Here is a 13,735-nt window from a genome sequence, read left to right on the forward strand (position 1 = left end):
CGCGGCCCTGTCAGCTCTGCTTCTCGTACGGGCTGGGGAACGGGAAGTAGTTCTCCAGGAACTCGTGCATCCGGACGCTGACCTGCTCCCGCTCCTCCTCCGGTACATCGACGTCGTTGAGGCAGAAGAAGTCGAAACGGCGGCTGTCGCGCAGGTCGGTCAGGCGCCGGTCGGCGTCCGGGCGGCTGATGTTGACGTACCGGAAGCTGAACTTGCCCGGCACACCCCGGCCCGTCATCAGCGCGTACTGGTACAGCAGCGGGGCCGTCAGGGCGATGTCCGTCGGCGAGCGGAAGCGGGACGCCGTGGTGCGGGTGATGTCCTCCGCGAACATCTCCTCCAGCTCCAGCAGCGTCTCGCGCTGCTGCGGCAGCGGGGTGTGCATGAAGTTGTTCGTCGTCATCCGGCCGAACTTCTCCAGCAGCAGCCGGCGGACGTTCTTGCTGGCGGAGTTGGTGGCCGTCTCCTCGGCGTGCGGCTTGCCGATGCCGATCTTCAGCGGGGAGACCGGGATCCTCATCAGACCGCTGCCGTGGAAGAAGTGCTCCGGGGTGATCCGGCGGCCCACGAACACGTCGTCGTTGAAGTACAGGTAGTGATCCGACAGGCCGGGGATGTGGTGCAGCCGGGTCTCGATCGCGTGCGAGTTGAAGACCGGCAGGACGTCCTCGGGGAAGATGTCGCGGTGGTCGACGACCGTGATGCCCTCGGCCGTGTCGTCGAGCCAGTGCGGCTTCTGGCCGTCGGTGACGATGTAGATGTGCCGGACGAAGTCGGCGTACATCGCCAGTGAGCGCAGCGAGTACTTCAGCTCGTCGTGGCTGGTGTAGCGGGAGGCGTTGGTCTCCTTGTCCAGGATCTCGGCCGTGCCGCGGTCCTGGTACTGGGCCCGCTTGGCCCGCATCGCCGGTTCCTCGCCGTCGACCCAGGTGTAGACGATGTCCACCGGGAACGTGACGCGATTCACGGTCGGCAGGGTCAGCGGGGTGAAGCTCGGCAGCTCCCGGTCGCCGACCCGCACCGTGGCGGGCTGCTGCTCGGAGACGGGCAGGACGTCGGTGACGCCGTTGTTGCGCGGCGCGACGAGGGACTCGCGGAAGACGTCCTCGGACGCCTGCGGCTGCACCTTCGCCAGCCGCTGCTCCCCGTCCTCGGTGGCCAGCAGCTCGGCGCCGTCCTCCCAGAACTCGACGTCGCAGGCCAGCTCCGGTCCGGCGAGCAGCTGGCCGGCGGGGCCGAGGTGGTTCTCGCCGACGCGCAGGACGGGGGCCCTGCGCAGCCGGGTCGGCAGCGCGCCGTCGATGAACATCGCGGGGTGCTTGAGGTGTCCGCCGGGCATCGGCCTGCCGATGAACACGGCCTTCCCGGCGTTCTGCGCCTCCAGCGCGGCGAGGAACCGTTCCCGGTCCACGGCGTTCACACCCACCGTGTGACGGGTACGGGAGGTCGGCAGGAGGAAGTAGGAGATCCCCGCCTGCTCCAGCGCGGCGACCACCAGGTCGAGGTTGGCGGCGGCCGCCTCGGCGGCTGTGAACCGCGTCACCATCCGGCCGTAGAGCTGCTGGCCGCGGACCGTCACCGGGCGCAGTACCGGGTCGCCGACCGCGGCTCTGCGGCGTCGCCGCATGGTACGCAGCTGCCACACCCGCTCGGCGGCCTTCCGCTCTACTCGCGGTCGCATCCGCCGCGCAAAGGAACGCACGGTCACGTTCTGAGCTCCTCTTCCTGAACCCCTATGACAGTCCTGCCATAGCCAGCCACGCCAACGTGTTGAAAGGTTGTGGGGGAATTTACTTGAAATTCAGCAATCGGGGGAACGTGGCGCGGGCATGCCAGGGTCCATGATGCCTCGCGGACCGCTCGGGCCGATCGGGGCTTAGGTAGGCTCGAAGCCATGGCCGACGCTGCGTACAAGCTGATCCTCCTCCGCCACGGCGAGAGCGAGTGGAACGAGAAAAACCTGTTCACCGGCTGGGTGGACGTCAACCTCACCGCGAAGGGCGAGAAGGAGGCGACCCGCGGCGGCGAGCTGCTGAAGGACGCCGGCCTGCTTCCCGACGTGGTGCACACCTCACTCCAGAAGCGCGCCATCCGCACGGCGCAGCTGGCCCTGGAGGCCGCCGACCGCCTCTGGATCCCGGTCCACCGTTCGTGGCGCCTGAACGAGCGCCACTACGGCGCCCTGCAGGGCAAGGACAAGGCGCAGACCCTGGCCGAGTTCGGCGAGGAGCAGTTCATGCTGTGGCGCCGCTCATACGACACCCCGCCGCCGGCGCTGGACCGCGACGCCGAGTACTCCCAGTTCTCCGACCCGCGCTACGCGACCCTTCCGCCGGAGCTGCGCCCGCAGACGGAGTGCCTGAAGGACGTCGTCGTCCGCATGCTCCCGTACTGGTTCGACGCCATCGTCCCCGACCTTATGACCGGCCGCACGGTCCTGATCGCCGCGCACGGCAACAGCCTGCGCGCCCTGGTCAAGCACCTCGACGGCATCTCCGACGCCGACATCGCGGGCCTGAACATCCCGACGGGCATCCCGCTGTCCTACGAACTGGACGCCGACTTCAAGCCGGTCAACCCGGGCGGCACGTACCTCGACCCGGAGGCGGCCGCGGCGGCGATCGAGGCGGTCAAGAACCAGGGCAAGAAGAAGTAGGGTTTGTGATCATGCCCCCGACCTGCGCTTACGGCGCGGATCGGGGGCGTTTTCACGGCCTGGGCCCGCTGTGGGACCTCAGCGCGTGAACGGACCGCCCATCGACGGGTACTTCAGCTTCAGGGAGGTCACCGTGAAGGTCTTGGAGCCCGCCGTCGTGATGCCCGACTTCGAGCCCTTCAGCAGGTGGACCTGGCCCCAGCGGTCCTCGTGGCCCAGCTGTTCGTTGGTGTCGATCATCAGGTCGGCACGGCCGTCGCGGGTGTAGTCGGTGAGCTTGAGGTAGGCACCGAACTGGTCGTTGTTCTCGGAGGTGCCGGCGACGCCGGAGGTGTCCTGGCTGAAGGACTTGGCGCCGGTGCCGGACAGACCGCCCGCGCGGCCGTAGAGGACGGTGACCGTGCCGGCCATGCGCTTGGTGCCGAGGCCCTCGCCGCGGGCGCCGATGGCCAGGTCCGCGTAGCCGTCGCCGTTGACGTCGCCGGCGGCGACGGCGGAGCCGAAGTAGTCCTCCTTCTCGGAGGAGCCGGGCACGCCGGCCGAGTTCTGGGTGAACTTCACGGGCTTGCGTGCGGAGTTGGGGCCGCTGGAGCCGCCGTAGTGGACGGTGACGTAGCCCTTCCACGCGTCGGGCTCCTCGTAGCCGCGGCCGATGGCGAGGTCGCCGTAGCCGTCCTTGTCGAAGTCGCCGACGGTGAGGATGTCGCCGCCCTGGTGGCCGCCGTCGTCCGGAACGCGCAGCTCGGCCGCGCGCTTGGTGAAGGTGCTGCCGCCACGGTGGAAGTAGGCCCGCAGGTCCAGGTCGTCGTCGCCGCCCTGGAGGTCCGAGCCGAGGATGTACAGGTCGGTGGCGCGATCGGGGGTGACCTTGCCCGCCACGAGGTTGAAGGCCGCCAGGTAGCCGTAGCTGTCGCCGAGGGACTGCGAGCCGCCGTGCTTGCCCGCGCGGGTGAAGGGGCCCTTGAGCAGGACAACGCCCGCCCGGCTGCGGCTGGTCACGGCCAGATCGGCGTCGCCGTCGCCGTCGAAGTCGCCGGTCACGACCTCCTCGCCGAAGGAGTCGCCCTGCCCCGGGTACTCCTGCGGGATCGGGGAGTTGAGGACGGTGCCGGAGCCGAGGCCCTTCGCGCTGCCCCACACGACCATCAGTCCGCCGCGGTCCACGACGCTCCCGGCGTCCTCGCCCGGCGAGGAGACGACCAGGTCGGCGTAGCCGTCGCGGTCGAGGTCGGCGGTGGTGGCGGCGGTGCCCCAGCCGTCGTGCTGCTCCACCGCGCCGGGGATGCCGGGCGAGTCCTGGTGGATGGTCTGGACGCGGGTGCCGGGGCCGGCCGACGTGCCGTAGACGACGGTGACGCGGCCGTCCTTGCCGTGCGAGCCGCCGAGCATGACGAAGTCGCGGTAGCCGTCGCCGTTGAAGTCGTCGGCGAGTTCGGCGGGGGCCGCCGCTGCCGTGGGGGCCATGAGAAGCGGCGGGGTGGCCGCTGCCGCGAGGGCCACGGCAGCGGCTAGGACGGTGCGTCTGGCGCGCATGGTTCTCCGTTGTCCGAGAGCGTGCCCGAGCATGCTGCGGGCCTGCTCCGGGCGATCAACCGCGCTCTTCGACCCGCACCGTGGCCGAATGGTTGTACGAGCGGTTGCGGAGTCGCGTCAGAGTCGCGTTTCGGACAGGGAGAAACGTGCGCTCACACGGTCAACGGCACCGGGTGGACCTCGTCCGCCTTGTGTCCCGCGCGCTCGTGGATGCGCTGGACCGCATCCGCCGAGGGCGCCTCGGAGAGGCAGTAGACGATGCCGGAGTCCGGGTCCGCCCAGGCCTGCATGAAGTGCACGCCCTCTTCCTTCTCTATGGCGAGGTCGGCCTGGTGGGCCTCGCGGAGCTGCTCCGCGGTGATGCCCCGCATACCGCGGTGGACGTCCATGAACTGGGTCATGCCCTCGCACCTCCTTCCCGTGCTGCCCGGTCGGTCCTTCCTCCTCCATGCTGCGCCCCCGACGCCCCCCGCGGCGACGCGAAGGGCCCCCGGCAGTCGCGCCGGGGGCTCTTCACTCGATGTCGGCTCTACGATCTCAGCCGCACTGGCAGGGATTGCCCTGCTGGCACCCGCACGTGCACCCCGAGCCGCAGCCGCACGCGCCTATCAGCGTCAGGCTCGTGATGTCGGCGGGCTGCTCCGTGGGGCGTTCCTGCGTCGGGTCGGGCGTCGTCGTACGGGGCGTGCTGGGGGATTCGGCCATGGGTCCCTCCTCAAGGCACTGTGCCTGTGCCCATTCCATGCCCGGATCGACGGGCGCATCAACGGCGCACTGAGGCGGAAATGCGCCCCAAGGGGATCCACGCAGGCCTGCTCAGGCCTCCACCCCAGGCACGATGTCCGCCTGCAGCTCGTCCGCGTGCTCGCCGGTCACCAGGAACACCACGCGCTTGGCCACCGCCACCGCGTGATCGGCGAACCGCTCGTAGTAGCGGCCGAGCAGCGTCACGTCCACGGCCGTCTCGATGCCGTGCTTCCAGCGGTCGTCCATCAGGTGCTGGAAGAGGGTGCGGTGCAGCAGGTCCATCTCGTCGTCGTCCTGCTCCAGCTGCATCGCCAGATCGATGTCCTTGGTCACGATGACCTCGGCCGTCTTCGCCATCAGGCGCTGCGCGAGCTGGCCCATCTCCAGGATCGTCGCGTGCAGGTCCTGCGGGACCGCGCGGTCGGGGAAGCGCAGGCGGGCGAGCTTGGCGACGTGCTGGGCGAGGTCGCCGGAACGTTCCAGGTCGGCGCTCATCCGCAGCGACGTGACCACGATGCGCAGGTCCGTCGCCACCGGCTGCTGGCGGGCCAGCAGGGCTATCGCCCGGGCCTCCAGGTCGTGCTGCAGGTCGTCGACCTTCTTGTCGGCCTCGATGACGTTCTCGGCCAGCTTCAGGTCGGCGTCGAGCATGGCCGTCGTGGCGCGTCCGATCGCCGACCCGACCAGCCGGGCCATCTCGACCAGGCCGTCGCCGATCGAGTCAAGTTCCTCGTGGTACGCGTCCCGCATCAGGTTTCCCTCTCGTGCGATTTCCTGAGTCGTCCGAGCATGTCTGCCCGGACCCCTCGTGAACCGGTGTTACGAACCCCACGCTCCCACGTTCCGGTCCCTACGCGTCCGTTTCGGCCACCCCAAATGAATCCGTACTGGCTCCAAGGTGAACTCTGGGCGACGAGTGTTCGAGGTCGCACTCGGACGGCTGTGGGCAAGGGGTAGCGCATGCCTAACCTGGATGCATGGACGTGAACGCGGCGGTCGCCGCAGCGGCAGCGATCGCCGGTGTGCTCACCGGTGTCATCGCCATGCTGGCGTTCCGCTGGAGCGAGCGCGACCTGAAGCGGCCTACCCGCACCTCCCTGCACACCGACCCGGTGCTCCCGCCCGGCGTGGACACCGTGCTGTCCGTGCTGCGCTCCTCGGCCGTCGTCCTCGACGAGGCCGACGCCGTCGTCAAGGCCAGCTCCGCCGCCTACGCCCTCGGACTGGTGCGCGGCGGCAAGCTCGCCGTCGACCCCATGCTCCAGATGGCCCGCGACACCCGGCGCGACGGCGAGATACGCCAGGTCGAACTGGACCTGCCCCGGCGCGGCAGCGGCCGCGGCGAGGCCCTCGCGGTCTCCGCCCGGGTCGCCCCGCTGGGCTCCCGGCTGGTGCTGCTGCTGGTCGAGGACCTCACCGAGGCCCGCCGGATAGAGGCGGTACGACGTGACTTCGTCGCCAACGTCAGCCACGAGCTGAAGACTCCCGTCGGCGCGCTCTCCCTGCTGTCCGAGGCCGTCATGGACGCCTCCGACGACCCGGAGGCCGTGGAGCGCTTCGCCGGGCGGATGCAGATCGAGGCGACCCGGCTGACGAACCTGGTGCAGGAGCTCATCGACCTCTCCCGGGTGCAGAACGACGACCCGCTGGAGGACGCCGAGCCGGTCCGGGTGGACGAGCTGGTCGCCGAGGCCATCGACCGATGCCGCCACCAGGCGGGCACCAAGCAGATCACCATGGCCGCCGGCGGCACCGCCGACCTGCACGTCTGGGGCAACCGCAGCCAGCTGGCCGCGGCCCTCGGCAACCTGGTGGAGAACGCCGTCAACTACTCCCCCGCCCGCACCCGCGTCGGCATCGCCGCCCGCCGGGTCAGCGGCTCCGGCGGGGACATCATCGAGGTCGCCGTGACCGACCAGGGCATCGGCATCTCCGACAAGGACAAGGAGCGCATCTTCGAGCGCTTCTACCGCGTCGACCCCGCCCGCTCCCGTGCCACCGGTGGTACGGGCCTCGGGCTCGCCATCGTCAAGCACGTGGCCGCCTCGCACGGCGGGGAGGTCACGGTGTGGAGCTCCGAGGGACAGGGCTCCACGTTCACGCTGCGGCTGCCGGAGGCGGGTCTGGCCCGCGACCGGGCGCACCAGCACCCCGCCCTCGACGACGAGGCCGGGCAGTCCGCCGACTCGTCCCCCGCAACAACCCCGTACGAACCGCTTCCCGCCCCGGAGGTCCTTCCGTGACCCGTGTGCTCGTCGTCGAGGACGAGGAGTCCTTCTCCGACGCCCTGTCGTACATGCTCCGCAAGGAGGGCTTCGAGGTCGCCGTCGCGACCACCGGGCCCGACGGACTCGACGAGTTCGAGCGCAACGGCGCCGACCTCGTCCTCCTCGACCTGATGCTGCCCGGCCTGCCGGGCACCGAGGTCTGCCGCCAGCTGCGCGGCCGCTCCAACGTCCCCGTCATCATGGTGACCGCCAAGGACAGCGAGATCGACAAGGTCGTCGGGCTCGAAATAGGAGCCGACGACTACGTCACCAAGCCGTTCTCCACGCGCGAGCTGGTCGCCCGTATCCGGGCCGTCCTGCGCCGCCGCGGCGAGCCGGAGGAGGTGGCGCCGGCGGCCCTGGAGGCCGGCCCGGTCCGCATGGACGTCGACCGGCACGTGGTCACCGTCGGCGGCTCCAAGGTCGACCTCCCGCTGAAGGAGTTCGACCTCCTGGAGATGCTGCTGCGCAACGCCGGCCGCGTCCTGACCCGCATGCAGCTGATCGACCGCGTCTGGGGCGCCGACTACGTCGGCGACACCAAGACCCTCGATGTCCACGTCAAGCGCCTCCGCGCCAAGATCGAGCCGGACCCGGGCGCGCCGCGGTATCTGGTGACGGTGCGCGGTCTGGGCTACAAGTTCGAGCCGTAAACCCCGATCACGGGCAAGCACTGAAGGGCGGGACCTCCTGGTGAGGTCCCGCCCTTCTTTGTGGGCTTTGTACGACGGTCAGTGACCGGCGGTGTCACCCTCTGCCGAGCCGGTGGCCGACCCGGACGCCTGGTCGGCCGGCGTGCCCGTCGCGCCCTCGCCGTGCTCACCGTCGGCCTCACCGGTCGGCGAGGCCGTGGGGGAACCCGTGGGGGAGGGGCTGGCCGCGGGGCTGCCGCTCGGACCCCACGCGGCGTAGAAGCCCTCGGCCGGCACGATGAACGCCTCCAGGCTCACGTCCCCGGTCTGGCTGAAGGAGAAGGTGACCTTGTGGGCGTCGCCGTCGGTGAGGGACTCGGCGTTCTCCAGGACCGCCGAGGCATTCCCCTTACCGCCGATGACGACCGAACCGCCGGCCGGAATGGACAGCTCGCCCTTGCCCGAGGCAGGGGAGAGCTTGACCTGCTGGGCGCCGTCGAGGCTGATCGACTCGAGCGTCTGGGCGCGGTCACTGGAATTGAAGACGGTGGCGGAGACGGCGGCCGGTCCGGTCGCCGCCGGGTCGGCCTGGGTGATGACCACCGCGTTCTGGATCTTGATGTCGCCGACGCTGGTGGCCGCGTTGTCCGGCTTGATCTCCAGCGTCTGCGAGTTGTTGCCGGCGCCGCAGGCGGCGAGCGAGGCGATCGAGAACGCGATGGCGGAGGCGGCGAGGGCGCCGCGTCGAAGGCTGCTGCTCACGGCGGCGGCAACTCCTTGAACGCAGGGGCAGCTGTCGTTGTAAAGCCGCCCTAAGTGGCTGTCAGCGGCCTTAGGTTACCGAGCCGTTCCCGGGCGGCCGCACCCGACCCTCCCCCGCACCCGCCCGGCTTCCCTCAGCAGGGCGTACGGAGACCCTCCCAGTTCGGGCGCGTCGGCGCTCGTACGGCATTCACATAAGCCTTCGCGAAATTTACGTGAAGGAATGCGCGGCCGACCCGGAAATTGATCACCGGAGGGTCGTCCCCGGGGTGTCGTGATCAATTCCGGATTCGTCTCGTACCGGCCGCCAGGCGCCGAACGGAGTAGCGGAAGTCGAGCGTTTGGAACCGGACATTTGGGGACGTTCAGCCGTCCGGCGGGGTCGCCGGATGTGCGTAACGTGCACGTTTCACTCGGCCCGAAGAGCCGCTCCGACCTGCGAATACCTTGTTCCGATGGTTGGGCGAAGCACGTTCCTGTTGCTGTTGTCAAGCCCCGAGATATGCCCTGACCTGCGAAAACGCCATTCAGAACCCGCCGTTTCCGTGTTACCCTGGATAGCCACGGAAGGGGTACCTGTCACATGACGTTCAAGGTTGGCGACACCGTGGTCTATCCCCATCACGGGGCCGCGCTGATCGAGGCCATCGAAACTCGCCAGATCAAAGGCGTGGACAAGACCTACTTGGTGCTGAAGGTCGCCCAGGGTGACCTGACGGTGCGTGTGCCAGCGGACAATGCGGAGTTCGTCGGCGTGCGTGATGTGGTCGGTCAGGACGGGCTGGACCGGGTCTTCGAAGTGCTGCGCGCGCCGTACGCCGAGGAGCCCACGAACTGGTCGCGTCGTTACAAGGCAAACCTGGAGAAGCTCGCCTCCGGCGATGTCATCAAGGTCGCGGAAGTCGTGCGTGACCTGTGGCGTCGCGAGCGCGAGCGTGGGCTCTCCGCCGGTGAGAAGCGCATGCTCGCCAAGGCCCGCCAGATCCTGGTGAGCGAGCTCGCTCTCGCGGAGAACACCAACGAGGACAAGGCCGAGGCTCTGCTCGACGAGGTGCTCGCCTCCTGACGCGAGGCAGGCCCGCTCCGCTCAGCACATCGAAATGCCGCGGTGCCCGATGACACATCCCAGTCGCCGGGCGCTGCGGCATGTTCGTACCCGAACGTGGATAGTCGTATTTCAGCCATCCGCGCGTCCCGTCGGATGGCCATCCCCACGTCCGCCATACGCCGAGGAAATCTCCCCCCGGTACTGTGCGTGCCGTGCCCGGGCGGCCGGCTCGACCAGGGTCACGGAAGGGTCCGGTCGAATGCGGCGCGCGCCCGCGCGCTGGCACGCTGAGGCCATACCCACGTAGGCCGAGCACACAAACCTGACAGGAACCGATGTCTGACGTTTCGCGCCCTTCGTCCGCAGGAGTCCGTACCGCCGCGGTCATCCCGGCGGCCGGCCGGGGCGTGCGCCTCGGTCCGGGCGCCCCCAAGGCGCTCCGCACGCTGAACGGCACGCCCATGCTGATCCACGCCGTTCGCGCGCTGGCCGCATCCCGTGCCGTCTCCCTCGTGGTCGTCGTCGCTCCGCCCGACGGAGCCGCCGAGGTCAAGTCCCTGCTCGACGCCCACGCCCTGCCCGAGCGCACCGACTTCCTGGTCGTCCCCGGCGGCGAGTCGAGGCAGGAGTCGGTCAAGCTCGGCATCGACGCGCTGCCCCCCGGCTACGACATCGTGCTGGTGCACGACGCCGCCCGGCCGCTCGTCCCCGTCGACACCGTGGACGCGGTGATCGAGGCGGTCCGCGCCGGCGCGCCCGCCGTGGTGCCGGCGCTGCCGCTGGCCGACACCGTCAAGGAGGTCGAGCCCGCGCCGACGCCGGGCGAGCCGGAGCCCGTGCTGGCCACGCCGGAGCGGGCGCGGCTGCGCGCCGTGCAGACCCCGCAGGGTTTCGACCGCGAGACCCTCGTACGCGCGCACGAGACTGTCACCGACAACGTCACCGACGACGCCAGCATGGTCGAACAGCTCGGTCTCCGGGTGGTCGTCGTGCCCGGGCACGAGGAGGCGTTCAAGGTCACCCGGCCGCTGGACCTGGTCCTCGCCGAGGCGGTCCTCGCCCGCAGGAGGCTGAACGATGGCTTCTGAGGCACCGCTTCCGCAGGTCGGCATCGGCACCGACATCCATGCCTTCGAGGAGGGCCGCGAGCTGTGGTGCGCCGGTCTGAAGTGGGAGGGCGAGGGGCCCGGTCTGGCCGGGCATTCCGACGCGGACGTCGTGGCGCACGCCGCGTGCAACGCGCTGTTCTCCGCCGCCGGGCTCGGTGACCTGGGACAGCACTTCGGCACCGGGCGGCCTGAGTGGTCCGGCGCGTCGGGCGTGGCGCTGCTGACCGAGGCCGCGCGCATCGTGCGCGAGGCGGGCTTCCGGATCGGCAACATCGCCGTGCAGGTCGTCGGCCCCCGCCCGAAGATCGGCAAGCGCCGGGACGAGGCCCAGAAGGTCCTGTCCGAGGCGGCCGGGGCCCCGGTCTCCGTCTCCGGCGCCACCACGGACGGGCTCGGCTTCCCGGGCCGCGAGGAAGGCCTGATGGCGGTGGCGACGGCACTGGTGGTGCGCACCGGCTGACGGCACCACGAGGGGGACGTCACGAATAGGCGCACCTTGTCCACAAGGCGCACGAGGCATCGCCTGCGGCCCACTACCCTGGAGTGGTGACTATTCGCCTGTACGACACCAGCGCCCGGCAGATCCGTGACTTCACCCCGCTCCAGCCGGGTTGTGTCTCGATCTACCTGTGTGGTGCCACCGTGCAGGCGGCCCCGCACATCGGGCACATCCGCTCCGGGCTCAACTTCGACATCCTGCGCCGCTGGTTCGAGTACCGCGGCTACGAGGTGACGTTCGTCCGCAACGTCACCGACATCGACGACAAGATCATCTGGAAGGCGGGCGAGCAGAACCGCCCCTGGTGGTCCATCGGGTACGAGAACGAGCGCGCGTTCGACGACGGTTACCGCGCGCTCGGCTGCCTGCCGCCGACGTACGAGCCGCGCGCCACCGGCCACATCACCGAGATGGTCGAGATGATGCGCGGCCTGATCGAGCGCGGGCACGCCTACGAGGCCGACGGCAGCGTCTACTTCGACGTACGCTCCTGGCCCGCCTACCTGGAGCTGTCCCGGCAGGACCTTGAGGAGATGCGCCAGCCCGCCGAGGAGGGCATCACCGGCAAGCGCGACCCGCGCGACTTCGCCATGTGGAAGGCCTCCAAGCCCGGCGAGCCCGACTGGGAGACGCCGTGGGGCCGTGGGCGCCCCGGCTGGCACCTGGAGTGCTCGGCCATGGCGCACAAGTACCTGGGCAGCGCCTTCGACATCCACGGCGGCGGCCTGGACCTGGTCTTCCCGCACCACGAGAACGAGATCGCCCAGGCCAAGGCCTACGGCGACGACTTCGCCCAGTACTGGCTGCACAACGCCTGGGTCACCATGAGCGGCGAGAAGATGTCCAAGTCGCTGGGCAACTCGGTGCTGGTGTCGGAGATGGTCAAGCAGTGGCGGCCGATCGTGCTGCGCTACTACCTCGGCACGCCGCACTACCGCTCGACCATCGAGTACAGCGAGGAGGCCCTGCGCGAGGCCGAGTCCGCGTTCGCGCGGATCGAGGGGTTCGTGCAGCGCGTGGTGGAGCTGGCCGGCGGTCCGGTGGAGCCCGCCGTCGAGGTGCCGCCCGCCTTCGCCGAGGCGATGGACGACGACCTGGGCGTGCCGCAGGCCCTGGCCGTCGTGCACAACACGGTCCGGCAGGGCAACAGCGCCCTGGCCGCCGACGACAAGGAGAGCGCGGTCGCCCGCCTCGCCGAGGTGCGGGCCATGCTCGGCGTCCTCGGCCTGGACCCGCTGGACCCGCACTGGGCCGGTGAGGGCGACCGCAGCGAGGATCTGCACGGCGTGGTCGACAGCCTCGTACGCCTCGTCCTGGACCAGCGTGAGGCGGCCCGCGCACGAAAGGACTGGGCCACCGCGGACGCCATCCGCGACCAGCTCAACCAGTCCGGGCTCGTCATCGAGGACAGCCCGCAGGGGCCGCGCTGGAGCCTCGGCCCACGCTGAGGGGCACCGGCTTGATCGACTGTGCCGCTCGGCTTCCGGGGCGGCACACTTCATAGACGTACGTACTCACCACAGACAGGTAGGTCATGGCCGCGAACAACCGCCGCATGTCCGGCAAGAAGGGCGCGCAGGTCGGCAGCGGCGGCAAGCGGCGCCGGTCCCTCGAGGGCAAGGGGCCGACGCCCCCCGCCGAGATGCGCAAGGGCCACGCCAAGCAGCGTGCCGCCGCCGCGAAGACGCGGCGTGCTCAGGGGCGCCCGCAGCAGCGGCGCGCCGGGGGCAAGGGGACGTCCGAGCTGGTCGTCGGGCGCAACCCGGTCGTCGAGGCGCTGCGCGAGGGCGTGCCCGCGTCCACGCTGTACGTGCAGCAGTTCATCGACAACGACGAGCGGGTCCGCGAGGCGCTCCAGCTCGCGGCCGAGCGCGGCGGCATCAACCTCATGGAGGCGCCGCGCCCCGAGCTCGACCGGATGACCAACGGCCTCAACCACCAGGGGCTCGTCCTCCAGGTGCCGCCGTACGAGTACGCGCACCCCGAGGACCTCGCCGACGCCGCCGCCGACGAGGGTGAGGACCCGCTGATCGTCGCTCTGGACGGGGTGACCGACCCGCGCAACCTCGGCGCGGTGGTGCGGTCCGTCTCCGCGTTCGGCGGTCACGGAGTCGTCGTACCCGAGCGGCGTGCGGCCGGGATGACGGCCGGTGCCTGGAAGACGTCCGCCGGTACGGCCGCCCGTACGCCGGTCGCGCGCGCCACCAACCTCACGCGCACGCTGGAGGCGTACAAGAAGGCCGGGATCGTCGTGGTCGGGCTCGCCGCCGACGGTGAGGTCGAACTCGGCGAACTGGAGGCCCTGGAGGGGCCGGTCGTCGTCGTGGTCGGCAGCGAGGGCAAGGGGCTGTCGCGGCTGGTCGGGGAGACCTGCGACTTCCGGGTGCGGATTCCGATGCCGGGTGGGGCGGAGTCGCTCAACGCCGGTGTGGCGGCGGGGATCGTGCTGTACGAGGCGGCGCGGCGGCGGGCCTGAACGGCC

Annotated in this window: 14 protein-coding genes; 8 read left to right on the forward strand and 6 right to left on the reverse strand. The window is 70.3% G+C overall.

The window, feature by feature from the left end:
* Nucleotides 1–10: 10 nt before the first annotated feature.
* Nucleotides 11–1,708 carry a stealth family protein gene (locus I2W78_RS21360; RefSeq protein ID WP_196461872.1) on the reverse strand — a complete coding sequence of 566 codons (1,698 nt, stop codon included), beginning with the start codon at nt 1,706–1,708 and terminating at the stop codon, nt 11–13.
* Between the two features lie 186 nt (nt 1,709–1,894).
* Between I2W78_RS21360 and I2W78_RS21365 the strand changes: the two genes are divergently transcribed.
* A complete protein-coding gene (locus I2W78_RS21365) occupies nt 1,895–2,656 on the forward strand; it encodes a phosphoglyceromutase (protein ID WP_196461873.1) in 762 nt (253 codons plus the stop codon).
* Nucleotides 2,657–2,734: 78 nt separating this feature from the next.
* Here the strand turns inward: I2W78_RS21365 and I2W78_RS21370 are convergent, their stop codons facing one another.
* From I2W78_RS21370 to phoU, 4 genes are all read right to left on the reverse strand, one after another.
* The gene (locus tag I2W78_RS21370) at nt 2,735–4,189 is read right to left on the reverse strand and encodes an FG-GAP and VCBS repeat-containing protein (protein WP_196461874.1); all 1,455 of its coding nucleotides are present in this window, start codon (nt 4,187–4,189) and stop codon (nt 2,735–2,737) included.
* A gap of 152 nt (nt 4,190–4,341) precedes the next feature.
* Complete coding sequence (locus tag I2W78_RS21375; protein ID WP_196461875.1) at nt 4,342–4,590, reverse strand: SCO4226 family nickel-binding protein; 249 nt, start codon at nt 4,588–4,590, stop codon at nt 4,342–4,344.
* A 136-nt stretch (nt 4,591–4,726) separates the two neighbouring features.
* Nucleotides 4,727–4,894: a hypothetical protein gene (locus tag I2W78_RS21380; RefSeq protein ID WP_196461876.1), complete on the reverse strand. Its 168-nt coding sequence runs from the start codon at nt 4,892–4,894 to the stop codon at nt 4,727–4,729.
* 111 nt (nt 4,895–5,005) lie between these two features.
* On the reverse strand, nt 5,006–5,686 hold the full coding sequence (phoU, locus tag I2W78_RS21385; RefSeq protein WP_196461877.1) for a phosphate signaling complex protein PhoU: 681 nt from the start codon (nt 5,684–5,686) through the stop codon (nt 5,006–5,008).
* A gap of 227 nt (nt 5,687–5,913) precedes the next feature.
* On the opposite strand from phoU, the gene I2W78_RS21390 reads away from it, so the two are divergent.
* Both I2W78_RS21390 and I2W78_RS21395 read left to right on the forward strand, forming a co-directional pair.
* On the forward strand, nt 5,914–7,179 hold the full coding sequence (locus I2W78_RS21390) for a sensor histidine kinase (RefSeq protein WP_196461878.1): 1,266 nt from the start codon (nt 5,914–5,916) through the stop codon (nt 7,177–7,179).
* Nucleotides 7,176–7,856: a response regulator transcription factor gene (locus I2W78_RS21395; protein WP_129798507.1), complete on the forward strand. Its 681-nt coding sequence runs from the start codon at nt 7,176–7,178 to the stop codon at nt 7,854–7,856. Before I2W78_RS21390 ends, I2W78_RS21395 begins: the two co-directional genes overlap by 4 nt.
* A gap of 78 nt (nt 7,857–7,934) precedes the next feature.
* Here I2W78_RS21395 and I2W78_RS21400 read toward each other — a convergent pair whose 3' ends face one another.
* Entirely contained in the window at nt 7,935–8,597 is a 663-nt protein-coding gene (locus tag I2W78_RS21400; protein WP_196461879.1) for a copper chaperone PCu(A)C, read from the reverse strand.
* Between the two features lie 583 nt (nt 8,598–9,180).
* On the opposite strand from I2W78_RS21400, the gene I2W78_RS21405 reads away from it, so the two are divergent.
* The 5 genes from I2W78_RS21405 (at nt 9,181) to rlmB (ending at nt 13,729) form a co-directional block, all read left to right on the forward strand.
* A complete protein-coding gene (locus I2W78_RS21405) occupies nt 9,181–9,663 on the forward strand; it encodes a CarD family transcriptional regulator (RefSeq protein ID WP_003953493.1) in 483 nt (160 codons plus the stop codon).
* Between the two features lie 317 nt (nt 9,664–9,980).
* Complete coding sequence (ispD, locus tag I2W78_RS21410) at nt 9,981–10,733, forward strand: 2-C-methyl-D-erythritol 4-phosphate cytidylyltransferase (RefSeq protein WP_196461880.1); 753 nt, start codon at nt 9,981–9,983, stop codon at nt 10,731–10,733.
* Nucleotides 10,723–11,214, forward strand: a complete 492-nt coding sequence (ispF, locus tag I2W78_RS21415) for a 2-C-methyl-D-erythritol 2,4-cyclodiphosphate synthase (RefSeq protein ID WP_196461881.1) — start codon at nt 10,723–10,725, stop codon at nt 11,212–11,214. Before ispD ends, ispF begins: the two co-directional genes overlap by 11 nt.
* A gap of 86 nt (nt 11,215–11,300) precedes the next feature.
* Nucleotides 11,301–12,701: a cysteine--tRNA ligase gene (cysS, locus tag I2W78_RS21420; protein ID WP_196461882.1), complete on the forward strand. Its 1,401-nt coding sequence runs from the start codon at nt 11,301–11,303 to the stop codon at nt 12,699–12,701.
* An 86-nt stretch (nt 12,702–12,787) separates the two neighbouring features.
* Nucleotides 12,788–13,729, forward strand: a complete 942-nt coding sequence (rlmB, locus tag I2W78_RS21425; RefSeq protein ID WP_196461883.1) for a 23S rRNA (guanosine(2251)-2'-O)-methyltransferase RlmB — start codon at nt 12,788–12,790, stop codon at nt 13,727–13,729.
* Nucleotides 13,730–13,735 lie beyond the last annotated feature (6 nt).

The organism is Streptomyces spinoverrucosus, from assembly GCF_015712165.1.
Taxonomy (GTDB): Bacteria; Actinomycetota; Actinomycetes; order Streptomycetales; family Streptomycetaceae; genus Streptomyces; species Streptomyces spinoverrucosus_A.

Bases quoted from the DNA above. Each gene is read 5' to 3' on its own strand.
- ispD (WP_196461880.1), top strand. From the start codon at position 9,981: ATGTCTGACGTTTCGCGCCCTTCGTCCGCAGGAGTCCGTACCGCCGCG.
- phoU (WP_196461877.1), bottom strand. From the start codon at position 5,686: ATGCGGGACGCGTACCACGAGGAACTTGACTCGATCGGCGACGGCCTG.
- I2W78_RS21375 (WP_196461875.1), bottom strand. From the start codon at position 4,590: ATGACCCAGTTCATGGACGTCCACCGCGGTATGCGGGGCATCACCGCG.
- I2W78_RS21405 (WP_003953493.1), top strand. From the start codon at position 9,181: ATGACGTTCAAGGTTGGCGACACCGTGGTCTATCCCCATCACGGGGCC.
- rlmB (WP_196461883.1), top strand. From the start codon at position 12,788: ATGGCCGCGAACAACCGCCGCATGTCCGGCAAGAAGGGCGCGCAGGTC.
- I2W78_RS21390 (WP_196461878.1), top strand. From the start codon at position 5,914: ATGGACGTGAACGCGGCGGTCGCCGCAGCGGCAGCGATCGCCGGTGTG.
- I2W78_RS21380 (WP_196461876.1), bottom strand. From the start codon at position 4,894: ATGGCCGAATCCCCCAGCACGCCCCGTACGACGACGCCCGACCCGACG.
- I2W78_RS21365 (WP_196461873.1), top strand. From the start codon at position 1,895: ATGGCCGACGCTGCGTACAAGCTGATCCTCCTCCGCCACGGCGAGAGC.
- ispF (WP_196461881.1), top strand. From the start codon at position 10,723: ATGGCTTCTGAGGCACCGCTTCCGCAGGTCGGCATCGGCACCGACATC.
- I2W78_RS21370 (WP_196461874.1), bottom strand. From the start codon at position 4,189: ATGCGCGCCAGACGCACCGTCCTAGCCGCTGCCGTGGCCCTCGCGGCA.